General features: G+C 64.5%; 23 protein-coding genes. 12 read left to right on the forward strand and 11 right to left on the reverse strand.

What is annotated here, in order from left to right; genetic code table 11:
* Window positions 1–91 precede the first annotated feature (91 nt).
* Together lepB and NBW56_RS04050 are read right to left on the reverse strand one after the other, a co-directional pair.
* Window positions 92–865 carry a signal peptidase I gene (lepB, locus tag NBW56_RS04045; protein ID WP_250258060.1) on the reverse strand — a complete coding sequence of 258 codons (774 nt, stop codon included), beginning with the start codon at window positions 863–865 and terminating at the stop codon, window positions 92–94.
* Window positions 866–966: 101 nt separating this feature from the next.
* Window positions 967–2,337 (reverse strand): MFS transporter, encoded by a 1,371-nt coding sequence (locus tag NBW56_RS04050; RefSeq protein ID WP_250258061.1) that lies wholly within the window; start codon window positions 2,335–2,337, stop codon window positions 967–969.
* 98 nt (window positions 2,338–2,435) lie between these two features.
* Between NBW56_RS04050 and NBW56_RS04055 the strand changes: the two genes are divergently transcribed.
* The 5 genes from NBW56_RS04055 (at window position 2,436) to trmB (ending at window position 7,817) form a co-directional block, all read left to right on the forward strand.
* Window positions 2,436–3,119, forward strand: a complete 684-nt coding sequence (locus NBW56_RS04055) for an NAD(P)H-binding protein (RefSeq protein WP_250258062.1) — start codon at window positions 2,436–2,438, stop codon at window positions 3,117–3,119.
* 79 nt (window positions 3,120–3,198) lie between these two features.
* Window positions 3,199–3,957: an HAD family hydrolase gene (locus tag NBW56_RS04060; RefSeq protein WP_250258063.1), complete on the forward strand. Its 759-nt coding sequence runs from the start codon at window positions 3,199–3,201 to the stop codon at window positions 3,955–3,957.
* A complete protein-coding gene (locus NBW56_RS04065; RefSeq protein ID WP_250258064.1) occupies window positions 3,954–6,476 on the forward strand; it encodes a glycoside hydrolase family 65 protein in 2,523 nt (840 codons plus the stop codon). The genes NBW56_RS04060 and NBW56_RS04065 overlap by 4 nt, the downstream gene beginning before the upstream one ends.
* Before the next feature lie 74 nt (window positions 6,477–6,550).
* Window positions 6,551–7,021: a QcrA and Rieske domain-containing protein gene (locus tag NBW56_RS04070; RefSeq protein WP_250258065.1), complete on the forward strand. Its 471-nt coding sequence runs from the start codon at window positions 6,551–6,553 to the stop codon at window positions 7,019–7,021.
* Window positions 7,014–7,817, forward strand: coding sequence for a tRNA (guanosine(46)-N7)-methyltransferase TrmB (gene trmB / locus NBW56_RS04075; RefSeq protein WP_250258066.1), 804 nt, complete (start codon window positions 7,014–7,016; stop codon window positions 7,815–7,817). Before NBW56_RS04070 ends, trmB begins: the two co-directional genes overlap by 8 nt.
* Window positions 7,818–7,830: 13 nt before the next feature.
* On the opposite strand, the gene NBW56_RS04080 is transcribed toward trmB, so the two are convergent.
* On the reverse strand, window positions 7,831–8,541 hold the full coding sequence (locus NBW56_RS04080) for a response regulator (protein WP_074299359.1): 711 nt from the start codon (window positions 8,539–8,541) through the stop codon (window positions 7,831–7,833).
* Between the two features lie 5 nt (window positions 8,542–8,546).
* Complete coding sequence (locus NBW56_RS04085; protein WP_502799325.1) at window positions 8,547–9,818, reverse strand: sensor histidine kinase; 1,272 nt, start codon at window positions 9,816–9,818, stop codon at window positions 8,547–8,549.
* A gap of 58 nt (window positions 9,819–9,876) precedes the next feature.
* Here NBW56_RS04085 and phoU point away from each other — a divergent pair, with 58 nt between their 5' ends.
* Window positions 9,877–10,554 (forward strand): phosphate signaling complex protein PhoU, encoded by a 678-nt coding sequence (gene phoU, locus NBW56_RS04090; protein WP_250258068.1) that lies wholly within the window; start codon window positions 9,877–9,879, stop codon window positions 10,552–10,554.
* A gap of 599 nt (window positions 10,555–11,153) precedes the next feature.
* Entirely contained in the window at window positions 11,154–11,531 is a 378-nt protein-coding gene (locus NBW56_RS04095) for a DUF4235 domain-containing protein (protein ID WP_065248312.1), read from the forward strand.
* A gap of 80 nt (window positions 11,532–11,611) precedes the next feature.
* Here NBW56_RS04095 and NBW56_RS04100 read toward each other — a convergent pair whose 3' ends face one another.
* Together NBW56_RS04100 and NBW56_RS04105 are read right to left on the reverse strand one after the other, a co-directional pair.
* Window positions 11,612–12,439 (reverse strand): DUF3800 domain-containing protein, encoded by an 828-nt coding sequence (locus NBW56_RS04100; RefSeq protein ID WP_250258069.1) that lies wholly within the window; start codon window positions 12,437–12,439, stop codon window positions 11,612–11,614.
* Between the two features lie 413 nt (window positions 12,440–12,852).
* Window positions 12,853–13,341 (reverse strand): hypothetical protein, encoded by a 489-nt coding sequence (locus NBW56_RS04105; RefSeq protein ID WP_250258070.1) that lies wholly within the window; start codon window positions 13,339–13,341, stop codon window positions 12,853–12,855.
* A 232-nt stretch (window positions 13,342–13,573) separates the two neighbouring features.
* Here NBW56_RS04105 and NBW56_RS04110 point away from each other — a divergent pair, with 232 nt between their 5' ends.
* Window positions 13,574–14,056, forward strand: coding sequence for a CarD family transcriptional regulator (locus NBW56_RS04110; RefSeq protein WP_055089928.1), 483 nt, complete (start codon window positions 13,574–13,576; stop codon window positions 14,054–14,056).
* On the forward strand, window positions 14,056–14,361 hold the full coding sequence (locus NBW56_RS04115; protein WP_126847258.1) for a PTS sugar transporter subunit IIB: 306 nt from the start codon (window positions 14,056–14,058) through the stop codon (window positions 14,359–14,361). Before NBW56_RS04110 ends, NBW56_RS04115 begins: the two co-directional genes overlap by 1 nt.
* Before the next feature lie 177 nt (window positions 14,362–14,538).
* On the opposite strand, the gene galE is transcribed toward NBW56_RS04115, so the two are convergent.
* Window positions 14,539–15,504: a UDP-glucose 4-epimerase GalE gene (gene galE, locus NBW56_RS04120; protein ID WP_150332825.1), complete on the reverse strand. Its 966-nt coding sequence runs from the start codon at window positions 15,502–15,504 to the stop codon at window positions 14,539–14,541.
* Window positions 15,505–15,608: 104 nt separating this feature from the next.
* Between galE and NBW56_RS04125 the strand changes: the two genes are divergently transcribed.
* Window positions 15,609–17,573: an LCP family protein gene (locus NBW56_RS04125; protein WP_250258071.1), complete on the forward strand. Its 1,965-nt coding sequence runs from the start codon at window positions 15,609–15,611 to the stop codon at window positions 17,571–17,573.
* Between the two features lie 63 nt (window positions 17,574–17,636).
* Here the strand turns inward: NBW56_RS04125 and NBW56_RS04130 are convergent, their stop codons facing one another.
* Window positions 17,637–19,106, reverse strand: a complete 1,470-nt coding sequence (locus tag NBW56_RS04130) for a mycothione reductase (protein ID WP_250258072.1) — start codon at window positions 19,104–19,106, stop codon at window positions 17,637–17,639.
* A 58-nt stretch (window positions 19,107–19,164) separates the two neighbouring features.
* Between NBW56_RS04130 and NBW56_RS04135 the strand changes: the two genes are divergently transcribed.
* Window positions 19,165–19,863: an IMPACT family protein gene (locus NBW56_RS04135; protein WP_250258073.1), complete on the forward strand. Its 699-nt coding sequence runs from the start codon at window positions 19,165–19,167 to the stop codon at window positions 19,861–19,863.
* A 99-nt stretch (window positions 19,864–19,962) separates the two neighbouring features.
* Window positions 19,963–21,267: a dicarboxylate/amino acid:cation symporter gene (locus NBW56_RS04140; protein WP_250258074.1), complete on the forward strand. Its 1,305-nt coding sequence runs from the start codon at window positions 19,963–19,965 to the stop codon at window positions 21,265–21,267.
* A 74-nt stretch (window positions 21,268–21,341) separates the two neighbouring features.
* Here the strand turns inward: NBW56_RS04140 and pabB are convergent, their stop codons facing one another.
* From pabB to NBW56_RS04155, 3 genes are all read right to left on the reverse strand, one after another.
* Window positions 21,342–23,465: an aminodeoxychorismate synthase component I gene (pabB, locus tag NBW56_RS04145; RefSeq protein ID WP_250258075.1), complete on the reverse strand. Its 2,124-nt coding sequence runs from the start codon at window positions 23,463–23,465 to the stop codon at window positions 21,342–21,344.
* Window positions 23,462–24,364: an aminotransferase class IV gene (locus tag NBW56_RS04150; RefSeq protein WP_250258076.1), complete on the reverse strand. Its 903-nt coding sequence runs from the start codon at window positions 24,362–24,364 to the stop codon at window positions 23,462–23,464. Before NBW56_RS04150 ends, pabB begins: the two co-directional genes overlap by 4 nt.
* Before the next feature lie 351 nt (window positions 24,365–24,715).
* Complete coding sequence (locus NBW56_RS04155) at window positions 24,716–24,994, reverse strand: hypothetical protein (RefSeq protein ID WP_250258077.1); 279 nt, start codon at window positions 24,992–24,994, stop codon at window positions 24,716–24,718.
* Window positions 24,995–25,137: the final 143 nt, after the last annotated feature.

Here is a 25,137-nt window from a genome sequence, read left to right on the forward strand (position 1 = left end):
CATTTCGAGGTTATACCCAGAGTTACCGCGAGGCTAACTGTTGGGCAAATATTTATCGAATTGTTATGCAACTGCCCGAATGACGACCGTTTTAGTCGACCCACGTCACATGAGTCAGCGGCCACACGACGGCTTTCACGGTTCCCAGGACTTGATCTTCGGCAACGGTGCCGAGGTGCTCTGAGCGTGAATCGATCGACGTGCTGCGGTGATCGCCAAGCACGAAGTAGCGACCTTCGGGAACCTGGTAGGGGAAATTGATATCCACGTTGCCGCCCTCGCCGGGGTCGAGCACGTAGCTCTCGTCGAGCTTCTCGCCGTTGACGATCACGCGGCCATCCTCAGCGAAGTCGATCCAGTCCCCCGGGAAGCCCACCACGCGTTTGAGCAGAACCTTGTTGTTGTAGTAAAAGGCCACGATATCGCCGGTTTCGAGGCTCTTCGAGTGGGTCGCTACAGCGAGGTCGCCATCGCGGAACGTGGGCTCCATTGACGTGCCGCGGATTTGCAGCACGGAGAGGAAGAAGGTGGAAATGAGGATTCCCACGGCGGCCGTAACCACGGCAACTTCGAGCACGCGGCCGAGGATTTTCCAGCGAGAGCGGGACTTGCGTGGGGCCTCGCTTGTGCCCTTCGCGCTCTGATTCGCGGGCTCCGAGCTGGTCTCACCGACGGTCCCGGCAGGGGCCGCGGCACACTTACCTTCGCGGTTCGGCTTGGGCGAATCGCCCCCGGCAGCCGGTTTCTCTTCATTCACCTTCGGGGCAGGCGCGCGGCGCTTCCCCTTCGGCTTATTCTCAACTGCGTTGTTACCGGAATCGGGACGAGGCTCGTTGGCATTCGCTGAGCCGCGATGAGTCGCCATGCGCGCCTCCCCTCTCCCGTGTCTCCGATTGCGTGGTAGCTATAAGAATAACCATGCGAGGCGCGGGAGTGCGCGCGGGCGAGTGGGCCGCTTGGCGCGCATCACGGTAACTTCACGGGCGCGTACTCGGGAAGCACGCGATATAGCCATGCGGCGCCACCCCACAAGAGCCCCGACGTGAGCAAAGCCGCCCACCCCACGGGCAACGCGAGCGTCACAATCGACACGAGAAGCGGCGCCGAAAGCCGCCCCGCCCCCATGAGCGTGTTCCAGCGGGCAAGGTCGCGCGTGCGCGTCGCGCTATTGGAAAGATCAATCCCGAGAGTCATCATGATTCCCGATCCAAGCCCATTACCAATCCCCGCAACGATCTGGGCGAAAAGCAGCACCGCAAAACCGCGGCCGCCAGCGGAAAGCCCCGCTTCACCGAGTGCAAACGGCGCCGCGAGCGCAAAGCCAAGCCCAAGGATGCTCATGCACGGCACGATCGCCGCGACCCTCCCCCACCGATCCATGATCACGCCCGCCGGGTAAAACAGCAGAATCTCGATTGCGGCGGCAATGCCGAAAATGAGCGTGACGTCCCTTTCCGTGAGTCCCATCGCCACCGCCATGAGCGGCACCACGATCGGCCGATTCGTGCGCGCCGCGGCCAGTGGCAGCACGCCGAGCGCCACCCGCAGCATGTCTCGAAACGTCAGTTGGCGCCCGAGGGCTCCGGTCACGGTCTCGGGTTCGCGAGGTTTTTCCACGGCGGCGGGCTTCGCCTCACCGCCTTCAGGTCCGACGATTGCCGGGCGAGCGTCGGAAACTTTCCCTCCCGGCGATGCATCGCCCTCGAGCATGCGCGCCCACACGCACCACACCGCGACCGCCACGAGAACGGCATAGAGGTAGAACACCCACGGGGCGTGCCCCACCCACAACACCGCCGAGGAGAGAAGCGGGCCGAGAATCTCACCGATGCGCACCGCGCCGCCGAACGAGGTCATGCCCCGAGCGCGCACGCGCGGCGGAAGGTGGGTGCCAAGGTAGGCCTGGCGGCCGAGGTTCCACACGATCATGCACACGCCCTGCACCACGAGCGCGCCAATCAGCACCCATCTGTGCCACGCGGAAGGCGTGCCCGCAAGCGCATCCCCCACAACGGCGCCGAGACCGAGGTTGAGCACGATGAGCAAGGCCCCCGTCGCGAGGATCGCACGGCGCTCCCCCACGCGCGCCATGAGCTTGCCTGCGGGAACGGTGCCCACGACCGAAAGGATGCCCGCGATGAGGCCGAGGGCCGCAGCGCCCGAGATGGAAAAGCCCATGCGAATCGCGATGAGCGGAAGGATCGGCAGGATCGCAGCGTTGCCCGAGAACTGCAGCGCCGTAGGCACATACACGGGAAGAATGAGAGGCCTGAGCGCCGCGCCGGCTTCGGAGCTGCCGCGGCCGAGGTGCGGGGTAGGAGGCTCGTTTTTCGCCACACCCGCTCCTTCTTTCATAGACTCGCCACGAAGCGGCCCTCGCGTCGCATTCTCGCGCTTCCCGCCCGCGCGGCACGGCCGCGCAGAAAGATTCTGCCATGAGCACACCCGAGCACCGCGAAGTTCTCACGATCGTCGACGCCGCAAGTGCACTCGGCGACGCCCTCGTGAGCGAGTCCTACCTTGCCCTGCGTGGACGCGGCGAGGTCACGGCCCTGAGCGCCCACCCGGAAAACCTCACACGATTTTCGCGCGCGATTCGCTACGAGGCCATCCCCCACGACCTTGGCGAGTATGCCCTCACGCTCGGCGGCACGAGCGCCCTCCTGCTCGTGATCGAGAACAACGAGGAGGCCGAAGCCCTCACCACCCGAACAATCCGCGCGATGCGGCGCGCGGGCGTGAGGCGGCTCGTCGCGGCGGCGCCCCTCGATGCCCTCGCCTACACCGTTCATGGCACGCGCGATGCCGAAGCACCGCGCCGGGAACTCTCCCTCATCGTGAGAACAAGGAAGGCGTGGGCACACGTCGGAACCCCGAACCCCGGCCTGCTGAGTGCCCGCCGGGCCCTCGAACTCGTGCGGCGCTCGGGCCTTGACACCACGCTGCTCCTGCACCCGCCGATCCTCGTGGCCCCCGGGCCCGCGAGCGTCACCCGAACCCCCACCGCCTACGCGCCCACCGCGAGCGCCGAGATCACCGCCGCAAACGCCGCCCGCGCGATCCTTTCTGCCCGCACCGACTCCTCGATCGGCGCCGAAGACGTGCTGAGCGAAGGCTGAGTCGAGAGAAAAGTCAAAAAGACTAGCGAGAAGGGGGCACTGTGCAGCGCCATCCAGGCCGTGCCCCTATCGTGGTGCCGTGACTGAGAACGCGACAAACGCTCCCCAGAATCTTCCGCCCGCCGCCTCCTTCAACGCGGCCGACTTTGACGCCTACCTCTTCGACCTCGACGGGGTCGTGACCCCCACCGCCGAGGTGCACATGCGCGCATGGTCCCGCATGTTCAACCAGGTGCTCGTGGATTACGAGGGCCAGGCCAAATACACCGACATGGACTACTTCACGTACGTGGACGGCAAACCCCGCTACGACGGCGTGAGGAGCTTCCTCACCTCGCGCGGTATCGAGCTTCCCGAGGGCACGCCCGAGGATGCCCCCGCCGCGATGACCGTGTGCGGGCTCGGCAACCGCAAGAACGCGCTCGTGCTCGACATCCTCGAACAGGAAGGCGTGGAGCCCTACCCCGGCACGCTCGCCTTCCTCGACTCGCTGCCGGCAACCGCGAAAGTCGCGATCGTCTCAAGCTCGAAGAATGCCCGCACCGTGCTGAAAGCCGCGGGCCTCCTCGAGCGTTTCGAGGTGATCGTGGACGGCAACGTCGCCGCCGAACACTCCATCCCCGGCAAGCCCGCGCCCGACACGTACCTCCACGGCGCGACACTCGTGGGCGTGCCCGCCGAGAAAGCCGTGGTGCTCGAAGACGCCACGAGCGGCGTGCAGGCCGGCGCCGCCGGCAACTTCGGCGCTGTGATCGGCGTTAACCGCGGCGTGGGCCACGAGGCACTTGCCGAGGCCGGCGCCACCATCGTCGTCGACGACCTCAAGGAGCTGGCATGAGCCTCCACAAAGTTTCCGCCGCCCCCATGGACAGGGTCCACCTTCCCGTCAACGAGTGGCAGCTCGTGGAAGCGCGCCCCGGCGCCGATCTCGGCTTCCTCGAAACGATTTTCGCGACCGCGAACGGCTACCTCGGGATGCGCGGCACGCCCGAAGAGGGCCGCGACGTGGCAAGCCACGGCACGTTCCTCAACGGCTTCCACGAAACCTGGCCCATCAAGCACGCCGAAAACGCGTTCGGCTTTGCGAAAACCGGCCAGACCATCGTCAACGCGCCCGACTCGACCGTCATCAAGCTGTACGTGGATGACGAACCGCTCAACGTTTCCACGAGCGACCTCCTCGAATACAAGCGCTGGATCGATTTTCGCGAAGGCGTGCTGCACCGCGACCTCCTGTGGCGCACACCGAGCGGCGCCCACGTGCGCGTGCGCTCAAGCCGCATGGTGAGCTTCACCGACCGCCACCTCGCGCTCATGTCCCTCGAGGTCGAGATGGTCAAGGGCAGCGCCCCCATCGCGATCTCCTCGCAGATCATCAACCGCCAGGATCTCGACCTCGATGCCGCGCCCGCCACAGCTCCGCTCGCTGGTGAAAACAAGCACGATCCGCGGCAAACCACGTCGTTTGATACGCGCGTACTCGTGCCAGAGGACAACCACGCCTCCGGCGACCGCGTGCTCATGGGCTACCGCACCGCTCACTCCGGAATCGGTATTGGCGTTGCCGCCGACCACGAAGTGGAAACCGAGATCAACTTCCAGAGCCTCGTCAAAATCGACGACGACATGGGCCGCTTCATCATGCGCGGCGAACTGCCCGAAGGCGAAAAGTTCCTCGTCAAGAAGGCCGTGGCGTACCACTACGCGGCGGGCGTGCCCGTACGGGAGCTTCAGGACCGCTGCCGCCGCACGCTCGACCGCGTGCACAAGCACGCCTTCGAGCACTACCACGAGGCGCAGCGCGAGTTCCTCGAAGGCTTCTGGCAGCGCTCCGACGTGCGCATCGAAGGCCAAAGCGCCGTACAGCAGGCAAGCCGCTGGTGCATCTACCAGCTCGCGCAGGCCGCCGCCCGGGCCGACCAGGCCGGTGTTCCCGCAAAAGGCATGACCGGCTCCGGCTACGAAGGCCACTACTTCTGGGACACCGACATCTACGTGGTCCCGTTCCTCACATTCACCTCGCCCGAATGGGCGCGCAACGCCCTGCGCTTCCGCGTCAACCTGCTCGACGCCGCGCGCGAGAGGGCACGCGAGCTCAACCAACGCGGCGCCCTCTTCCCGTGGCGCACCATCAACGGCGACGAGGCGAGCGCGTACTACGCGGCAGGAACCGCGCAGTACCACATCGATGCCGACATCGCGTGGGCATTCTCCACCTACAACGACATCACGGGCGACACGAGCTTCCTCGATCTCCAAGGCGCCGAAGTTCTCGCCGAAACGGCGCGCATGTGGGCCGATCTCGGCTTCTGGCGCACAAACGGCGATCGCACCTTCCACATCCACGGCGTGACCGGCCCCGACGAATACACGACGGTCGTCAACAACAACCTGTTCACGAACGTCATGGCGAAATACAACCTCGAGCGGGCCGCCCGCACGCTGCGTGACCTGCGCGAACGCCTCCCCGAGACCTACCGCGCGCTGGTGCAGAAGATCGACCTCGACGAGCGCGAGATCGACGAGTGGCAGGCGTGCGCCGAAGGCATGTACATCGAGTTCGACGAAACGATGGGCATCCACCCGCAGGACGACCGCTTCCTCGACCGCGAAGTGTGGGATATCAAAGCCACCCCGCCCGAAAAGTTCCCGCTCCTGCTCAACTACCACCCGCTCGTGATCTACCGCTTCCAGGTCATCAAACAGGCCGACGTTGTGCTCGCCACCTACCTGCGCAGCGCCGAGTTCACAACCGAACACAAGAAGGCGAACTTCGAATACTACGACCCGATCACGACCGGCGACTCGACCCTCTCGGCGGTCGTGCAGTCGATCATGGCCGCCGAAGTGGGCCACCAGGACCTCGCCCTCGACTACTTCCTCACGGGCCTCTACGTGGACCTCGCCGACCTCCACAAAAACACGAAAGACGGCGTGCACATCGCCTCCGCGGGTGGCGTGTGGAACGGTCTCGTGGCCGGCTTCGGTGGAATGCGTTTCACCGACGGTGACGTGAGCTTCGACCCGCGCCTTCCCGACGAATGGCCCGCCCTCGAATTTCCCCTCACCGTGCGCGAAAGCCGCTTCACCGTGCGCATCACGAAGGGCGAGATCAGCTTCGTGCTCGAAGAAGGCAACGAGCTCGAGGTAAGCGTGCGCGGCGAAACCGTGCGCGTCACGAGTGAAGGCGTGAGCGTTCCGCTTCGTGGCCAAGGTCCCCTCCTCGAAGATGGCCACCTCGAAGCGCACTACGTTGGCGACACGCGCGCCGACGGCTCCGTGATTACCTCGACCGTGCCCGACCCGAACGCCCCGTGGGAATACCCCGAGGCGGCGATTGAGGGCCACGAAGGCTAGGCCGCAGGGTTAAGATTGAGGTCCGACGGTTGCCCGGCAAGCGTCGGACCCTGTTTTTTCATCGAAAGAGAGTCATGAAACCGCGCATCGTTCGTGCTGACCTTCCCGCCGAGATCACCCGCGAGCTTCCGCCATGCGTGAAGCGCCGCGATCTCGGCGCCCTCGGCCTCACGGGTGCTGCCGCGCTCGCCCTCGCCGGCTGCGGGCCCGATCGCGGCGGCCTCAAGGCAAAGGAAGTCCAGGTAGATGATTCGGGGGCAGTGGCGCTTGAAGATCTGCCCGAGAACCAGACGACAATCGTGAACTTCGGCGGACAGCGGGCCTTTGTGGCGGTGGTGCGCGGAAGCGGCGAGGACCTCCACGGCTTCGAGGCGTACTGCACGCACCAGGGCTGCGCCCTCAACCCCGAGGGGCCCGTGCTGCACTGCCCGTGCCACGATTCGACATTCGATTCGGAGACGGGCGACGTCAAGGGCGGGCCGGCCGAGAAGCCCCTCGTGGAGGTTGCGCTCAGCGTGGCGAACGGCAAGGTTACCCGTGCCTGAGGCCTCGCATCTCACGAGCGACGGGCGCGTGCGGCGCGAGGTCGTGAGCTTCGTGCGGCGCGGCTCGCGCCTCAATGCGGCCCAGGAGCGGGCATGGCAGGCGCACGCGCAGCAGTACGTCGTGGAGGTGCCCCGCGGGGCGCGTTCGACCCTCGCTGATCCCTCGGTGCGGCTCTCCGTGCCGGAACTGTTCGGAAACCGCCACCCGCTCATTGTGGAGATCGGCTCCGGTCAGGGCGATTGCGTGGCCGCCGCTGCCGCCTCACGCCCGGGCGAGAACTTCCTCGCCCTCGAGGTGTACAAGCCGGGAATCGCGCAAACGATGCTCCACCTCGAGCGTCTCGGCCTCCCTCAGAACGTCAAAATGCTCGAGGTTGACGCCGAAAACTCCCTCCCCACGCTTCTCGGGCCCGAGTCGATCCGCGAAGTGTGGATCTTCTTCGCCGATCCGTGGCACAAAACGAAGCACCACAAGCGCCGCCTCATCTCCCCCGAGTTCTTGCGCGTGCTCACGGAGCTACTCGAGCCGGGCGGAATCATCCGCACCGCAACCGACTGGGCCGACTACGCCGAGCATCAACACGCCGCCTTCGAGACCGTCGCCCGCGAAGGGCTGCTCGTGAACCTGCACCCCGAAGGGCCTCGGCCCGAGGGCACTGCCTCGGACCCGGTGAGCGAGGCGATGCCGCGCGTGGGGTTCGCCCCTCGATTCGATGGGCGCGTGCGCACCGCCTTCGAGAAGAAAGCGACCGCCGCGGGCCGGCTCGTGTGGGAGTTCGCCTACCAAAAGGCGTAAACGCGCCGGCTGGCTAGGCCTCCGCGGGCGATTCGAACTTGTAGCCGAGGCCTCGCACCGTCACGATGAGTTCCGGGCTCTTCGGATTGACCTCGATCTTCGCGCGCAAACGCTTAATGTGCACATCGAGAGTCTTCGTGTCGCCCACGTAATTCGAGCCCCACACGCGGTCGATGAGCTGGCCGCGCGTGAGCACGCGATCGGCGTTACGCAGGAGGATCTCAAGCAGCTCAAATTCCTTGAGCGGCAGCGGCGTATCTTCACCGCGCACGCGCACCACGTGGCGATCAACGTTCATCTCGATGCCGCCGGCCGTCAGAACCGCCTCGTCTTCCTCGCCTTCCTGGCTTGTGGCCTTCTGCTGCTCGCCGCGGCGAAGCACCGCCTTAATGCGGGCGAGAAGCTCACGCGAAGAATACGGCTTCGTCACGTAGTCATCGGCGCCGAGCTCGAGGCCGAGAACCTTATCGAACTCGTCATCCTTCGCGGTGAGCATGATGACGGGAACGCTCGAGGTTTTACGGATCTCGCGGCACACGTCGGTGCCGCTCATACCGGGAAGCATGAGATCGAGAAGCACGAGATCAGCGCCGTGCACCTGGAACACCGCGAGCCCACGGTCGCCCGTGTTCGCGACAGCGACCTCGTATCCCTCCTTGCGCAGCGAGTAGCTGAGCGCGTCGGAGAAACTCTCCTCGTCTTCAACAATGAGGATGCGTGCCATGATTCCTATTCTCCTGTGTGAACGGGCAGGTCCCTGGGTGAATCGTCGGCGAGCTCGGGAATGCGAAGCGTGAACGTCGAACCCGAGCCCTCCTTCGACCATACTGTGACGTCGCCACCGTGGTTGCTCGCAATGTGCTTCACGATCGACAAACCGAGACCGGTGCCGCCGGTCGCACGAGAGCGAGCCTTATCCACGCGATAGAAGCGCTCAAAGATACGCTCCATATTCTCAGGCGAAATACCGATGCCCTCATCCTTCACGGAAATCTCGACCATACCGTTATGGCGGCGAGTCGACACACCGATGAGAGTGTTCGGCGGTGAATACGTAATCGCGTTCATGATGAGGTTCGACAGCGCCGTGGTGAGCATCGTCGAGCTTCCGAACACCTCGAGGTTCGGCGTACCGCCAGACTGGATCGACATTCCGTGGCCCGAGGCGAGGTTCTGGTTGAGGGCAACGGCTTCGGCCACCACGGAATCGACATCGACCGAGGAGGCGTCGGCAAACGACTGCGCACCCTGCACGCGCGACAGTTCAATGATTTCCTGCACGAGGAGGGAGAGGCGCCGCGATTCGGTTTGCATGCGGCCCGCGAAGCGGCGCACGGCCTCCGGGTCATCGGCCGCATCCTCCATCGTTTCGGCAAGAAGCGTGAGCGCGCCCACGGGTGTTTTCAGCTCGTGGGAAACATTCGCCACGAAATCGCGGCGGGTTTCCTCCACGCGGGACTGCTTCGTGAGGTCATCGGCAAGCACAAGAATGCGGCGCGAACTACTGAGGGCGCCCACGCGCACGCTCACGACCGTGGGCGTGTTCTGGTCCGAGCGAGTGTTCTTCGCGTTCGTGAGCACCTGCTCGCGAAAACCGCCCTGGCGCGACACCTGGGTGACGATATCGATAAGATCGCGATGCGCGAGCCGCGGATAATCCCCGCCGGTCGTGCGCACGAGCCCGTAACTGTAGGCGAGGGGCGAAGCGCGCAGCACATCGCCGCTTGAATCAAGCAGCACGTATGCGCTCGAAAGGATCGACAGCACCTCGGAGGTTGGCTCCGTAATGGCCGGCTTCGGCGGTTCGGGCACGGAACGGCTCCCGCGCATCGCCGCATACATCGCCACAGCCCCCGCCACGAGACCGCAGAGGGCGGCAGCAATGAGGAGGGCAACGGAATTCACCCTATAAGGGTACGCGCTCGCGCATTCCGACGCCTGCTCGGACCCCATCGAATCCACTTTCGTTTCCTGGTTATTCACCTTGAGGTTTGCATACATTCACCTCCCGCCGGGAAGATGGGATCACAGTATTGCCTCTAGAGAAAAGGACGATCCGATGCGTGCCGCATTCCAGAATGAACTTCAGGTCCTGCGCGAAGGCCTGATGGAAATGAACTCCCTTGTGGCCACCGCACTTGAGGATGCCTCGAAGGCGCTGCTCACCGGCGATCTCGCGCTCGCCGAACAGGTCATTGTTCGCGACCAGGAGATCGACGACCTCCAGGCCGAGCTCGACGAGAAGTCGGTCGACGTTCTCGCGACCCAGTCGCCCGTTGCCACCGACCTGCGCACAGTCGTCGCCACGCTCCGCATGAGCGCCTCGCTCGAGCGCATGGGCGATCTCGCCGCCCACATCGCTCTCGTGCTGCGCCGCCGCCACCCGAATGAGGTCATCCCCGCAGACCTGAAGTCGGCCATTGAAACCCTCGCCGATCTGAGCCTCAACGCCGTGAAGGACGCAGGCAAGGTCCTCGACACTTACGACGTTGCTCTCGCTGCCGTCGTTGAGGAGCGCGACAACAACCTCGACCGCGCGATGGACGAGGTCTACGCCGCCCTTTCTGCCGATGATGCCCCCTACTCCGTGAAGGAATCGGTGGATCTCGCGCTGCTCGCCCGCTTCTACGAGCGCCTCGGCGACCACGCCGTCTCGGTGGCGCGCCGCGTGGTGTTCCTCGTGACGGGCGACGCGCTCGACTCGCACACCCCCCACACGGACGTCACCGAGTTCTGATTTTCAGCTTTCTCGCTGACGCGGCGCAAGGGGCCTAGGCGGCCTTCGCGAAGCCGCACTTCTCCTTTGGCGGGGTCCCAGCATGAGCTGGGGCCCCGCATTTCGCTGCAGCTTCCACCCCCCCTTTTGGCTGCACCGCCTTTTCCGCAGCACCTCCCCTTTTGGCTGCACCGCCTTTTCCGCAGCACCTCCCCTTTTGGCTGCACCCTCTTTCCCCTGCACCCCACCTCCACCCCTCACCCTCTCGGCACCACCCGCCTCACCTCTCACCTCTGCCCCACCCACTTCACCCCTCTGACCCCCACCTCATCTCTCCCCTCCCTCAGCACCACCCACTCCCCTCAGCTCCACCCGCCTCACCTCTCCCCCTCCCCCTCAGCTCCACCCGCCTCACCCCCTTCTCGACGAAAGTGGTCAAAAACGGCACTGATCCACCAATTTTCAACGCGAGGTGGCGGTTTATCACCACTTTGGATGGCACAGAAAAGGTAAGCAGGTGGAGGGCCGACGGTGGCCGGGCAACCGTCGGAATCCCAACTGCCTCCAGACTCCCCCGGTAGCCTGGTGCGGTACCCGCATCAAAAGCGACAGGAGTTCCCATGCCCTCGAAGCCCAGCAATCCCTTGGTCGGCGCTATCGTGACGGTCGCCGGGATCGGCACGTCGATCCTCGCGAAGAAGGCGCTCGCTGCCGGCTGGCATCGCGCCTTCGATGAGGAAGTTCCCGACTCGAAGTTCGAGAAGCAGGCCAAGAAGGACCTCAAGGAACGTAAGAAGCAGGCCAAGAAGGACGGCGCCTCGAAAGCTGAGCTCAAGGAAATGACGAGCGAATACGAGGACGTCGACGCCTGGAAGGTCGCGCTGTTCACGATCCTTTCGGGCGTGGTGATCACCGGTCTGCAGCAGGCTGCGAGGAAGGGCGCGCAGTCGGGTGCGGAGCGTCTCGTGGCGCGTCGCCCGCGCGCAAACCGCGGCTAAGCGACCCATTGTTTTCGGGCCCGGCCCCCACGGGGGTCGGGCCCTCACGCTGCTCGCACGTCGCGACCCTTCATCGACCATTAGGTGCCGAAGTTTCCCTGTTTCAACCATCGCTCACGACGAAAAAGCATTTCCGGCTTTACCGCTTCCGATTGCTCAGGGAGCCATAACTGTGAATGTTGCACGGTGCGTCTAGCCATGAGCTGTTCGAGGAGTTCAGGGGCCCACTGAAAAGAATCAGAATCAGTGAAGTGATAGTGCGAAGCACGGCTAAGAATCGCACACGCCCAATCAGCGAATTGCATCGCCCCATACCGGTGACTTTCCAGCTCCATGGGAACTTCGATTATGCGCTTCATAGGCGCGGGGCTCGACGCAGAATAAATGAACGCCGCCATGGCTGTAATCGCCTCTTCTCGAGGCATCGGGCCGCCTCGATCGAGGAGAACCAGAAGGTTTTGTTTCTGCTGATCCGCGTAAAAACACAGATTCTTAACAGCACCGAGTAGAGTTCGCCGCGTCGTTTCGCTCGGCGTGCGGCCCGTTTCCTTTGCCGTGCCTATCGGTTTGTGCTCACCGTAAAAATAGAAACGACCACCACGATCACTTAGGTAACGAGCGAGGGCCACCACCTGAGCATTGCGTGCCGGATATCGCTGCTGCGCACCGGTTGTATAGAGCTCTGCTCCTTTCTTTTCCCATCGACGTGGGTGTTTGCCCGAGGCCATAATATCCCGGCGAAACATACGAAATTTACGTTGCTCAAACCGCGCTCCGAATGCCCGCACTTGTGCCTCTGGCAGCACTATTCCCGCGTAACCGAAAAGCGGGTGGTGATGGAACTTCTTATGCCCCGGAGCCACGAAAGGGCCAACGTGCCCAAACTCATCTAGATACGCGACAAGCATAAGCAGCAGCTCCTTGAATTTTAACTGCGCGAGGGACGGCCACTGCGGGTCGTCCCTCGGAGTTAGCGCGTGGTCCGCGAAGGGACTGCTACTCACTTGTGACACTAACAGTGGATGGCCCCGGCTGCAATGGTGGTGTGAACTCCAGGCATCCTCAAACGACGATCTCAGTGGATAACACCATCGTGTCACGCCTGAATAGTGCCGTCTTTCGATGGAGAACCATTGTGGATAAAGCGGCGTCGGGACTTCTCGCGCGTTCTCAGCCTCGCCGCGGGCCTGGCATCCGTCGGACCCACCCCCACTCACACACGCTTCATGGCGAAGAAAAGTGCAGGGGCACGCCCCGAAACGGGGCCGTAGTGTCGTTTCCCCCGCCCTCAACGTGGGGTGGGCGGCGGAGTTTATGGCGTCTACTGTTGCCCGGTTTGCTCCTCGGGCGCGAGATACTCGAGTGATTCGTCGAGCAGCTGCACGGTCAGGCGCTGCGTCTCTTCGCCCACGGTGACATCAACGAGAACGTTGTCGCCAAGCTTCTTCGAGGTCGTCACCTCGATGGGTTCCGCTCCCTCGCCACCGATCATGACGGTCTCGCCGGCAGGCACGTTGATGCTTGCGCTGCCGCTCGCCCCCTCAACGAACGTGAGCTGCACCGTGTAATCCTGCGACGACTGGTTCACCACTGCGCCCGTGACCTGCACGCCGTTCGCGCCTTCCACCGCGAGGAGGTTGCGCACACCGATGGGCTGGGCGACACCTTCGGGGGTGAAGTTCACCAGGGCACCTTCTGCCGGCTGGTAGAAGTGGTGGGTCTGCATGGGGTTGAAGTAGGCGCAGCCACTGAGACTAAAAGCGGCAATGCCCATGAGCGCGGCAGCGCGGGAGAGGGGACGAAGTTTCACTCTGGCTCCTGCGATTCGTGAGGTCACGTGATGGTCGATGACGTAATGGTGTGCATCGCGAAGCGGGACTATCCAGCCGGGACTTAGAGCCCACCCGGAAGGAGCGCCGCCGCGCTAGCAGTTCCCTCACAGACTACCCCACAAGGCGCCCTCGCCGCCCAATTCTGCGGCGGCGAAATATAGCACACGCGTGAATGTTAGAATGGCTGCCGGACGAAAGGGACCTCAACTCATGAACTTTAATGTCGGCGAAACGGTCGTCTACCCGCACCACGGTGCGGCACTCATCGAAGAAGTCAACGAGCGCACCATTAAGGGCAAGGTGAAGAAGTATCTCAAGCTCAAGGTCGCGCAGGGTGATCTCACGATCGAGGTCCCGGCGGAAAACGTTGACATGGTGGGTGTTCGCGATGTCGTCGATCAGGAAGGCCTCGAAGAGGTTTTCGAGGTGCTTCGCCAGCCCTACGTTGAGGAACCCACGAACTGGTCTCGCCGCTACAAGGCGAACGTGGAAAAGCTCGCCTCGGGCGACATCAAGAAGGTTGCCGAAGTTGTGCGCGACCTGTGGCGCCGCGATCAGGATCGTGGCCTGAGCGCCGGCGAAAAGCGGATGCTTTCGAAGGCCCGCCAAATCCTCACCTCGGAGCTTGCGCTTGCCGAGGATTGCTCGCAAGAGCGTGCTGAGGAAATTCTCGACGAGGTTCTCGCCTCCTGATGAAACACATTGCGGTTGTGTGCGGCGCCGGGGTAGCCACCTCGTCGGTGATCCGCAAACGCATTGAAGCGCACTACGACGCTCGCGGCATCGACCTGAACGTTACTCAGGCAACCGTGATGGATATGCTCTCGCCGCAATTTTCTGCCGACGCGATCGTCACGACTGTCACCATCCCCTCCTCAATCGGCATCCCGCAGCTAAGCGGCATGCCGCTTCTGCTCGGCACAGATTCAAGCGTGACATTCGAGGCGCTCGACGAGTTGCTCGGCTTCACCTCGCGCCGCGAGGATCCGCAGGCCTAGCCCTGTGCCGCGCGGGCTAGTCGCCGCGTGGTTTCGGTGGGTTCAAGGTCGCGCCTTGGTGAAGGCTTCGCGGTCCGACGGCTGCCCCGCCCCCATCGTGTCGCGTTCGAAAAACACGGAGGGCGGCGGCCCACACAGTGGCGAGCCGCCGCCCTCAGCAATCAGAAATTCACCAGGTCAGTGGCAGGTCGCCGCCTCAACCGCCGAACGCACGATGTCGTCGAGGTCCTTCGAGCTCTTCCAGCCGAGCGCCTTCTCGATGCGCTCGGTGGAGCACACGAGGCGAGCGGGATCGCCAGCGCGGCGAGGCGCCATCTCGGGTTCGATCTCCACGCCCTTGGCGCGTGCGATCGCGTCGATTACTTCGAGAACGCTCGAACCCTTTCCGGTGCCCACGTTGAACACGCGGTGCTCGCGCTCGTCGTTTTCGAGGTAGCCGAGGGCCGCGACGTGCGCATCGGCGAGGTCTTCGACGTGAACGTAGTCGCGGATGCACGTGCCGTCGGGAGTGTTGTAGTCGTTGCCAAACACCTTCGGGGTCTTGCCGCTCTCGAGGGCATCGAGCACGATCGGCACGAGGTTCATGACGAGGGTGTCGGCGAGTTCCGGGGAACCGGCGCCGGCCACGTTGAAGTAGCGCAGGGCGACGGTGCGCATGCCGTGAGCGCGCTCGGCGTCGGCAAGCATCCATTCGCCCACGTACTTGGTCGCGCCGTAGGGGTTGATGGGGCGGCACTCGAGTTCCTCATCAACGAGCTCGACATCGGGCATGCCGTACACGGCGGCGGAGGAACTGAACACGAAGTCGCGCACGCCCGCGCGGGCGGCGGCGTCGAGAACGTTCGCGAGGCCGCCGATGTTGTCATGCCAGTACATTTCGGGCTTTTCGACGGATTCGCCCACCTGCTTGTGGGCAGCGAAATGAATCACGGCCTTCACGCCACGCTCGCGCATCTCGCGCTCGAGAACCTCAACGGCACCGTCGGCGGTGACGTCCTGCTCAATGAGCGGGGCATCGCCGATGCGGTTGCGAAAGCCCGTCGAGAGATCATCGACAACCGCGACGGACTCGCCGCGCTCGAGAAGAAGCTGCACAACGTGTGCGCCAATGTAACCTGCGCCACCAATAACCAAAGTCGTCATGGCTCTAGTCTAAGCACCCGCCTCGGCCGAACCTCCCCGAAATCTCTACGCAAATCACACGCCGCAACCAAAAACTCGAAAAATCCCGCCGTAAACTGACCAGCATGACCGTGCCAGAATCGCCCGAACCCTCGCTGCCTAAACGCAGCGCGGGGCGACACCGATACGCGAGGCCTACCAAGGCCGATTCGATCGCACAGAAAAACGCCCAGCAGCGCTATGAAGAAGCACAGCGGGAGCATGGATTCGACCTCTCCCGCAGGCAGGCTTCTCAATTCCCGAAGCCCGGTAGCACGAGGGCTGAGGCTGCCGTCGGAACCTCTACCGAAAACGCGAAGCGGGGCTCCGGTGCCCGCCTCGCCGCCGGTGCGGCCGTGACCCCGCTCGGCGATGGCGTAATGCGCACCGAGCCGCTGCCGAACCTGCGCCCGCGTGACCACCAAAATGCTGCGGCACGCGAGAATGACGATTCGATTCCCACCGGCGCTCCCGCAAGCATCGGCCTTGGGCGGCGCACGAGCCTCGAGGAAGGCTCGCTCGCGCGCGCGTCGGTGTGGACGGCGAGCGGCAGCGTATTCCCCGGGTTCGGGCTCATCCCCACGAAGTGGCGCGGGATTGGCATCGCGCTCATGGCGATCGTGATCCTCATTGTTGGCGCGTTTGCCGCGCTCCTCGCCTTCGGCGACCCCACAACGCTCGTGTTCCGCTACGGCACGCGCCGCCCGATTGTGATCGGTGCGCTCATCGCTGTTGCCGTGGGCACCTTGGTGTGGGTGGCAACGATCTTCGTCACGAACCAGCTCCACAACGTGCGCGAGAAGCTCCGCGGCCCCGCCCGCAACGCCTCGCGGGCCCTCGCCTACACGCTCGCCCTCATCGTGGCGCTTCCCGGCGTGTACACCGCGCACAGTCTCTATGCGACCCAGGCGCTGCTCGGCAACTCGAAGGTGTTCGCTGGCTCCGAGGCGCACAAGCTCGCGCCAGGCAAGGATCCATGGGCGAACCGCGAGCGCGTGAACATCATGCTGCTCGGCCAGGATGCAGGCCCGGACCGCACGGGCACGCGCCCCGACACGATCATGGTCGCCTCGATCGACACGAAGACGGGCCGCACGGCGCTGTTCTCGATCCCCCGCAACCTCCAGTACGTGCGCTTCCCGAAGGGTTCAGCACCGGCGGAGGAGTTCCCGGAAGGCTTCACGTATTTCGGTAAGGATCAGAACCTCATCAACGCGGTCTGGTCGTGGGCCGAGGGCGTGCGCCCCGACCTGTTCCCGGGCGACGACAACCCGGGCCTGACCGCGACCACGATGGCCGTCGAGGAAACGCTTGGTCTCAAGGTCGACTACTACGCGATGGTGAACCTCCAGGGCTTCGCCGACCTCGTCGATGCGATCGGCGGCGTCGATATCGAAGTGGAGCGCGACATCCCAATCGGCGGCGGCGCGTCGAAGGTCGAGGGCTACGTCAAGAAGGGCTGGCAGCACCTCGATGGCTTCCACGCCCTGTGGTACGCCCGCTCGCGCCACGGCTCGAACGACTTCGACCGCAATTGCCGCCAGCAGCGCATCGTGCGCACCGTTGCGGAAGAGGCGAACGTGTCCTCGCTCGCGCTCAATATCCCGAAGCTGATCGGTGCGACCGAGCGCAATATCGAAACGGACATCCCGAGAACTCAGGTTGAGGCGTTCGCTGATCTCGCGCAGCGCATCCAAAAGGGCGGCTTCAAGTCGTACCCCATCAACCCCACCGTGACGCCTTCGGGCAACCCCGATTACCCGTACATCAAGGAATGGGTGAAGGCCTCGATTGACGATTCGATGGAGGGCTACGGCGAAGTTCCCGTCAGCGGGAAGCCGGGCGGCAAGGCTGGTTCCGGAACGGGCGTGGGCGTCACGAACATGAGGCCGCTTCCCGCGGAGCCCACGACCTCACCCGACGATTCGGAAGGCGACAGCGACTCGAGCGATGCGGATAGCACCGGCGATTCGACTTCGACACCCGCACCCGAAGTCAATCAAGACCCGCTCGCGCCATGCATGCCGGGCAACGAGGATCCGATGGGCTAACGCCTCGCGCGAAAGCCCCTCACCGACTCCCCCTCACCGCGAAGCGCCCTGGTGCGGCTCGATCTAGTCGAGCTGCAGCAGGGCGTTTTCGAGCACTTCGGGCATCGCGGGGTGGATCCAGTACTGCTTCGTCGCGACGTCGCGGGCGTCGAGACCGAAGCTCATCGCCTGAATGAGCACCTGGATGAGCGTCGCCGCCTCGGGGCCGATGATGTGCGCGCCAAGGATCTTTCCGGATTCGGCATCGGCGATGATCTTCACGAAATCGCCCGGCGCGGAAAGCTCCATCGCCCATCCGTAGGCGACGTCGGCAAACTCCTGCCGCGCCACCCGGATCTCGCGCTCGGTTGCGCCCGCCCACTCACGTGCCTCGCGCTCGGTCATGCCCACCGTCGCGATGTGCGGGTCGGTGAACACGGCGGCGGGAATCGGCATGTCGTCGCTTCGGCGCAGGTCATGCGGGTGCAGGATGTTGTGCCGCGCGATTTTCAGTTCGTGGTTCGCGACGTGCTTGAGCTGTGCGGGCGAACTTAGGTCGCCGATCGAGTAGATCCCCTCGAGCACCTCGCCGCTCGGGCTCAGGGCCCGCTGATGGGCATCGACCATGACGCGCCCCGCTTTATCGACGCCGATCCCGCCGGCCTCGGCGTTCAGGAGGTCGCTGTTGGGGGTGCGGCCGGTTGCCACGAGAATGTCGGCAACGGCGAGGGTGCGCGGTGCGGGAGCGGTGGGGTTTTTGGGGTCCGACGGTTGCAGGTCAATCTCGACGCCGTCTTTCGTGCGTCGCACCTCGGTGGTCGAGGTATTGAGGTGCACCGTGTAGCGCTCGGAGGCAACCTCGGTGATGCGCCGCGCGACGTCCTCGTCGTAGGCGCGCAGCAACGTTCCCGAGCGAGCAATCAGGTGCACGTCCACGCCGAACGCGTCGAGGATGTGCGCGAACTCGAGGGCGATCACGCCCGAGCCGAGGATCGCGATCGACTCGGGGAGCTGCTCGAGACGCATGATCGTGTCACTCGTGAGGGGGCGCGCGTCGCGGAGCCCGGCAATGTTCGGGATCGCGGGGCGCGAGCCGGCGGCGAGGAGGAACGTCTCGGCGGTGATCTCGCGTGTCCCCTCGCGAGTCTCCACTTCGAGGCGTTTCGGGGCGGTGAAGCGCGCGGTTCCGCGCATGAGGGTCAGGTTCGCGTTATCGGGGTGGGTTTCGCGATACTCTTCGCCGCCGTGGGAGATCGGGTCAATGCGGCCAAAGATCCTCTCGCGTACCGATGGGAAGTCGACGCCACCGAGCGCGGCATCGACGCCGAACCTCTCGGCGTTCTCTGCGCGCGCGTTTTGCGCGATGTCGGCGGTGTGCACGAACATCTTTGTGGGAATGCAGCCGAGGTTGAGGCAGGTTCCGCCGAAAACATGCTCGGGGCCTACGCCGCGGTCGATGTAGACGATCGATTTCTCCTCGAACTCGGGGCCGGGGAAAGAATTGCCGGAGCCGGAACCGATGAGGGCAATGTCGAAGTGTTCTGGGGCGCTCATGGTCTCAAGGATACGGGCTACGACTCGCGCATTTCGAGCACCGTGAAACAATGGTTCCATGCACGAGATTCTCGAGACCATGCCCGAAGCGAGCGAGGCAATGTTCCTGCTCACGGCCCCCATCGAGAACGAACTCGTCATCACGAAATCCCGCTTCCTTGCCTACCTCGCGCCGGTTGCCACAGTTGACGAAGCCGACGAGATCATACGCGCGCGCCGCGCCATGCACCCCAATGCGCGCCACCACTGCACCGCCCTCACGCTCGGCACGCCCGTGCACCTTCAACGCTCCAATGACGACGGCGAGCCAAGCTCCACGGCCGGCATGCCCATGGCGCAGGCCCTGAGAGGGCGGCACATGACGAACATCCTCGCCGTCGTCACGCGCTACTTCGGCGGGATCAAGCTCGGGGCAGGCGGCCTCGTGCGCGCCTACGGGAGCGCCGTCACCGATTGCCTCGATGCCGCCGCAGCGAAGAAGCTCGTGCGCGAAAGAGTCGTTCGCCAGGTCACCGATCTCGAGGTTGGCTACGAGCTCGCGGGCACGTTCGAGGCATCGATTCGCGCGTGGGCCGAAAGCACCACCGGTGTGCGGGTCGAGGGCGCCAACTACACCGCGAGCGGCCTCACCCTTCGCTTCGTGCACCGCGTAGAAACCGCCCCTGACCTGGAGCGGGCCGCCGCTGAACTTTCCAGCGGCGCCGTGTACGCGGCAACCGTCGGATACACCTACGCCGATGTGCCCGCGCGATTTTAAGACCCCTGGCACGCCGAACAACGTGCGAAAAGTCCCGGGCGGCCCTATAGTGCTTGGAGGCCGCGAAACCGCGCGCCCAACGCTGACAATGGAGTCTTGATGAAAAAGGTCCTCAATTCGCTGCTGATGAAGATCGTGATTGCGATCGTGCTTGGCATTCTCGTGGGGCTCGTGGCCCCCGATTGGTTTTCGCGCGGCGCGGCAACGTTCTCGAAACTTTTCGGTAATTTCTTGAGCTTCATCATTCCGCTCATCATCATCGGTCTGATCACGCCCGCGATTTCCGAATTCGGAAAGGGCGCCGGCAAATGGCTCGGCGTGACCGCCGCACTCGCCTACTGCTCCACCCTCGTGGCCGGCACTTACGCGATCGCCGCCGGTTACCTCGCCTTCCCGGCGCTGCTTGGGAGCAGCACGCAGCTCGGCGGGGTTACCGAGCCGAAAACGAGCTTCGAGCCGTATTTCGAGATCGCCATGGATCCCATCTTTGGCGTGATGACGGCGCTCATCACGAGCTTCGTGATCGGCCTTGGCATCGTCGCAGTGCGCGCCACGACCATTAGCGAGGGCTTCCTTGAGCTTCGCAAGATCGTCAACGCCACGATCTCGAAGATCATCGTGCCGCTTCTTCCGCTCTACATTTTCGCGATCTTCGAAAACATGACGGCGAAGAAAGAGGTCTGGGACATCATCGTGAAGATGCTTCCGATCGTCGTGCTCGCCTTCGTGCTCACGGCCATCATGCTCGTTCTCCAGTTCCTCGCCGCCGGCATCGCCAAGCGCAGGAACCCGTTCGTCATGCTCGGCAAGATGCTGCCCGCCTACGCCACCGCGCTTGGCACGAGCTCGAGCGCAGCGACCATTCCTGTCACGACCCGCTGCGCGGAAGACGCCGGGGTGTCGAAGTCCGTCTCGAACTTCGTGATTCCGCTGTGCGCGACGATCCACCTTTCGGGCTCGACCGTGAAGATCACCCTGTTCGCCTTCGCAATTTTGTGGACCACGCACGGCGACTACAGCTTCGCGAGCCTCCTCGGCTTCGTGGCGATGCTCGGCGTGTCGATGATCGCCGCGCCCGGCGTACCCGGCGGCGCGATCGTGACGGCATCGGCGCTTCTCGGTGAGCAGCTCGGCTTCAACGAGTCGCAAGTGGGCCTCATGGTCGCCCTCTATGTGGCGCTCGACTCGTTCGGCACCGCCACGAACGTCACGGGCGATGGCGCGATCGCCGCGGTCGTGGATCGCCTCTCGGGCGGCAAGGTCAGCGATGATGCTGATGCCGATACCGATGCCGATGCCGAGAAAGCGGAAGCTGGGGCTAAAGCGGAGACGGCCACCGACGCGCCTGAACTCCCCGTGGAGGAATCGACCGAGCGCGTCTCGGGAGGATCCGCTCGGGCGTAGCTTGCTTCCTCGTTTCTTCTTTCATCTCACTGGAGGCGCGGCTTCGGCCGCGCCTCCTTTTTGTCGCGAACCGCTCACTGGAGGGCTGTGAGCACGGTGCGGGCCTTCGTGAAGGTCTCCTCGATCTCGGAACTGGCATCGCTCAGGCGAGTGATCGCGCCGCCCACCCCGAATCGAGCACCGGCCTCATCGAGTACCGCCGTGCGAATCACAATGCTGAGCGACGCCGCCCCGTTCGGCGAAATCCACCCGATCGCCCCGGAGTAGATGCCGCGCGGCCCGCCCTCGAGCTCGCGAAGAAGCTGCACCGTGCGGAGTTTCGGCGCACCCGTCATAGAGCCGCCGGGGAAGGCCGCTTCGATCGCGTCGAAGGCGGTGCGGCCGGCCGCGAGCCTGCCCGTGATGGTCGAGATCATCTGGTGCACCGTGGGGAAGGATTCCACCTGGTAGATGCGTGGAACCTTCACGCTGCCAGGCTCACACACACGCGAGAGGTCGTGCCGCACGAGGTCCACGATCATGAGGTTTTCGGCGCGATCCTTGCGGCTTGCGGCGAGCTCAGCGCGCAGCTTCGCATCCTCCCCCGGATCTGCGGAGCACGGTGCCGTTCCCTTGATGGGGCGCGACTCGACCTCTCCCTCGGCGCTCACCTCGAGAAACCTCTCGGGCGACGCGCTCGCCACGCTCCACTCCCCGCACTGAAGAAGCGCACCGTAGGGCACGCGCGCCACGCGCCTGAGCCGCGCGTACACCTCGAGCGGGTCGAACTGGCCCGGCACGCGCGCCTCGTTCGTGAGGCACAGCTCGTAACTTTCGCCCTCGTCAATGAGTTCCTGGCAGCGGGCGATGAGAGCCGCGTAGCGGGCGGGGGTGTGCCGGTAGATGGGCGCGGGTGCGGTTCCGACGCCAGCTTCCGCCTCGCTGCCCCGACTTCCAACCTGCGCTTCTCTCGCCCCCACGAGCACGCTCACCATGTTCCGAGTCGCTTCAGCGATCCACGCGCGCTGCTCCCCCACGGTGCCGGGGGTTTCCGCACCGCCGCTGAGTTCCGCGAGCGCGACTGCCCTCACGGTGCGGCGCTCGTGGTCGATCATGAGGGCGCGCGTGAGAAACACCAGGTGAGCGTCGCTTTCCATGCCCGCGCGAGGCTCGCGCTCGAGGCCGAGGGTTTCGGCACCGAGCCCGTAGCCGAGGTAGCCCACATACCCGAGGGCGAAGCCCCCGAGACGCTCGGCTGCTCTGTGCCCTTCATCGTCGAGCCGCACCTCGCGCAGTTTGCCTCGAAGTTCATCAAAGAACCCGCCCTTCGCGGGAACGCCCTCGACGCGCGCCACATCCGGAACTCGATACTCGAAAACGTGCGAGCCGGGGCCGTCGCACGCGCCCATGATCGAGAAGCGGGAGCGGTGATCCTCGCTTGCCGAATCGAGCCACACCGCGCGCGGCAGCGGTGCGACAAGATCACGGTAGAGCGCCTCGGCCTCGGTGAAAATGTTCTCCAACGCCATCTCGTGGCCAAGCAGAAGCGTGTGGCTCGCGGGAGCCTGATCGGCGTTGCCGGCGGGGTTCACCCGAGAAGGCTTTGCCTCGATTCTTGCCGGGCAATCGTCGGCCCCGCCTCGTACGTTGAGGAAGGCGCGCATGAGGTCAAGGCCGCCCTCGGTGCGAATCGATTCGGGGTGGAACTGCACGCCCCACGCTTTGTGCCCGCGCAGACGCGCGGCTTGGATCGCGCCGTCGGGCGTGGTGCCGAGTACCTCCAGTTCACGCGGGCATTTCTCGATCGCGAGCGAGTGGTAACGCACGATGCGCAGCGCGCGCGGCAAGCGCGCAAACACGGGATCGTTCGCGGCAGCGTCCTTGAAGCGCAGCGCATCCTCGAGACCGTGCATGGGGGTGGGCGCACTTCCCACGCGCCCGCCGTGGGCAACAGCCATGAGTTGCAGGCCCAAGCAAATACCGAGCACGGGAATATCGCGCTCGAGTGCTGCGCGGTACACGTCGAGCGAGCAGCCGAGGTCGCCCGGATTGTGCGGGGTGCCGGGGCCTGGGCCGATGATCACGTGGCTCACGCCGTCGAGGCTCGGGCGTGGCCCGCTCGCGAGCAGCACCTGCGGCATGGCGCCCGAGGCTTCGGCAACGAGGTGCGCGATGTTGAACGTGAACGAGTCGTGGTTATCAACGATGAGGACGCTCATGCGAAATGCTCCCGGAGAGGCTCGGCGCGCTCCCACAGCGCGTCCTGGAAGTCCCGCGCGGCGGGGGCAAAAGGCCCGCGGGGTGGGGCGCATGTGTCGGCAATGTGCGGGGCGGGCAGGTCCGTGAGTCCGACGCTTGCCTCGCACACGCCGTGCAGCGAACTGAGAAGCCACATGGCGTCGGCCTCGAGAAGGCGCTGTTTCGTGAGGGGCGCCGCGAGGGTTTCGTGGCCGCGCTCGCGCGCGATCTCCACGATCACGCGTTCGGTGATGCTCGGTAGGCGGTCGGCGTCAATGCTCGTGACGAGCACGCCGTTCGACCATAGGGCGACGCTCCCGAAGGCGGTTTCGCTGTAGTGGATTTGAGGGGCAAGGGGGTGCGGGGTGCCGTCGGAAATTTTGGCGCTGCCCGGTGCGGAAGGGGTGTTCCGGCCGCCCTGTGCGTGGGTGCCGTCGGACATGCCCGCGCTGTTCACCCCCGCTGAGCGTGCACGCAAGAGGGCATCGCTCGCGCCGCTCTTCACGGCCCATTGCCGCACGCGCTCTTGCCAAGCGAAATCGGGGCCCTTGAGGCGCGGGCGGGTGCGTTCGTCGTTGCCGGGGTAGGCGATGAGGTGCGCGGTGGTCTCCAGGCGCTGCTCTGTGATTGGCCGAGCGTTAACGTCGGATCGGAGCTCGCCTCCAACCTGCTCGAGGGTGAGCTTCGGGAAGAACAGGCCTGCCTCTCCCCCGAGTGTGTGCGCGGCTTGTTCGTAGAGCGCCGCGACGGCGTCGTCGATCGCCCCCGGGCCCACCTCGGCGCCCCACAGCTCGTGCGCCGACTCGCGCATGCGCTCCCGGTGGGCGCTCGGAGCCACCGCACGGCCGTCCCTCACAAGGAAGGAATCAACGAGTGGCACGGCAGGGCTCCTTCACAGTGATCGCGCGGGCGGGTAGGCAAGGGGATGCCAGCGGCATTGGTGCTGGCTGCAGTGATAAAGGTACACCCGCCCTGGCGCGCACATCGAAGCCGCGCGCTACTCGTTTCGGGCGGGTGTCCCCTTGATCATTGAGACTCGCTGGGTTACATTTCAGTCAAGCGCTGTGCAATAGCACTGCGAAGTGAGCTCGGCAGCCTTCCGGACGGTGGGTGAGCCGGGCTTCGCGCTTTAAAGCATTCTTGCCTCGGCTACGAGCGGCTCTGCGCATTTCCTCCATTCCCCCTTCGCTGCGAAGCACCAGGCAATGGCGTCGGAAATCCACAGCAACGGCTACTCCTCCTTCTGACCCCATGCTCCCTGTGGGTACTCGGTGCGCAGCCAGGTCATGAACCCTTGGGCGACACTCGCGCCGTACGGGTCGTGGACGATGCCGTGATCGATTTCTTCGGCAACGATCGCCTGGGCCAGATGGTAGTGCTCGCGAACAACTCCGTAATCCATGTCTTCTCTTTCGGCGATCTCGTCCTCCCCGGCGAGGCAGTGCTCCCGGATGGCCGAGAGCACGCGCATGAAGTCGTCGTTGTCGCGAAGGTGGTCGTAATTAATCATTGAGGTTCCCTATCAGTCGTCACCGCATGTGGTCTAGGTAACAATAAAAAAATACTTCGCGGGGCGCAACCCCTTTTTTGCGAATCTGCCAACCCTCGCCGCGCCCACAGAAAATGACGACATCGACTGATGTTACGATCACT

Origin of the sequence: Dermabacter sp. Marseille-Q3180, assembly GCF_940792985.1 — a bacterium.
GTDB classification, from domain to species: Bacteria; Actinomycetota; Actinomycetes; order Actinomycetales; family Dermabacteraceae; genus Dermabacter; species Dermabacter vaginalis.

Coding starts and splice junctions, on each gene's coding strand:
- lepB (WP_250258060.1), bottom strand. CDS start 865: ATGGCGACTCATCGCGGCTCAGCGAATGCCAACGAGCCTCGTCCCGAT.
- NBW56_RS04055 (WP_250258062.1), top strand. CDS start 2,436: ATGAGCACACCCGAGCACCGCGAAGTTCTCACGATCGTCGACGCCGCA.
- NBW56_RS04065 (WP_250258064.1), top strand. CDS start 3,954: ATGAGCCTCCACAAAGTTTCCGCCGCCCCCATGGACAGGGTCCACCTT.
- NBW56_RS04070 (WP_250258065.1), top strand. CDS start 6,551: ATGAAACCGCGCATCGTTCGTGCTGACCTTCCCGCCGAGATCACCCGC.
- NBW56_RS04080 (WP_074299359.1), bottom strand. CDS start 8,541: ATGGCACGCATCCTCATTGTTGAAGACGAGGAGAGTTTCTCCGACGCG.
- NBW56_RS04085 (WP_502799325.1), bottom strand. CDS start 9,818: ATGTATGCAAACCTCAAGGTGAATAACCAGGAAACGAAAGTGGATTCG.
- phoU (WP_250258068.1), top strand. CDS start 9,877: ATGCGTGCCGCATTCCAGAATGAACTTCAGGTCCTGCGCGAAGGCCTG.
- NBW56_RS04095 (WP_065248312.1), top strand. CDS start 11,154: ATGCCCTCGAAGCCCAGCAATCCCTTGGTCGGCGCTATCGTGACGGTC.
- NBW56_RS04100 (WP_250258069.1), bottom strand. CDS start 12,439: ATGCTTGTCGCGTATCTAGATGAGTTTGGGCACGTTGGCCCTTTCGTG.
- NBW56_RS04110 (WP_055089928.1), top strand. CDS start 13,574: ATGAACTTTAATGTCGGCGAAACGGTCGTCTACCCGCACCACGGTGCG.
- NBW56_RS04115 (WP_126847258.1), top strand. CDS start 14,056: ATGAAACACATTGCGGTTGTGTGCGGCGCCGGGGTAGCCACCTCGTCG.
- galE (WP_150332825.1), bottom strand. CDS start 15,504: ATGACGACTTTGGTTATTGGTGGCGCAGGTTACATTGGCGCACACGTT.
- NBW56_RS04125 (WP_250258071.1), top strand. CDS start 15,609: ATGACCGTGCCAGAATCGCCCGAACCCTCGCTGCCTAAACGCAGCGCG.
- NBW56_RS04130 (WP_250258072.1), bottom strand. CDS start 19,106: ATGAGCGCCCCAGAACACTTCGACATTGCCCTCATCGGTTCCGGCTCC.
- NBW56_RS04135 (WP_250258073.1), top strand. CDS start 19,165: ATGCACGAGATTCTCGAGACCATGCCCGAAGCGAGCGAGGCAATGTTC.
- NBW56_RS04140 (WP_250258074.1), top strand. CDS start 19,963: ATGAAAAAGGTCCTCAATTCGCTGCTGATGAAGATCGTGATTGCGATC.
- pabB (WP_250258075.1), bottom strand. CDS start 23,465: ATGAGCGTCCTCATCGTTGATAACCACGACTCGTTCACGTTCAACATC.
- NBW56_RS04155 (WP_250258077.1), bottom strand. CDS start 24,994: ATGATTAATTACGACCACCTTCGCGACAACGACGACTTCATGCGCGTG.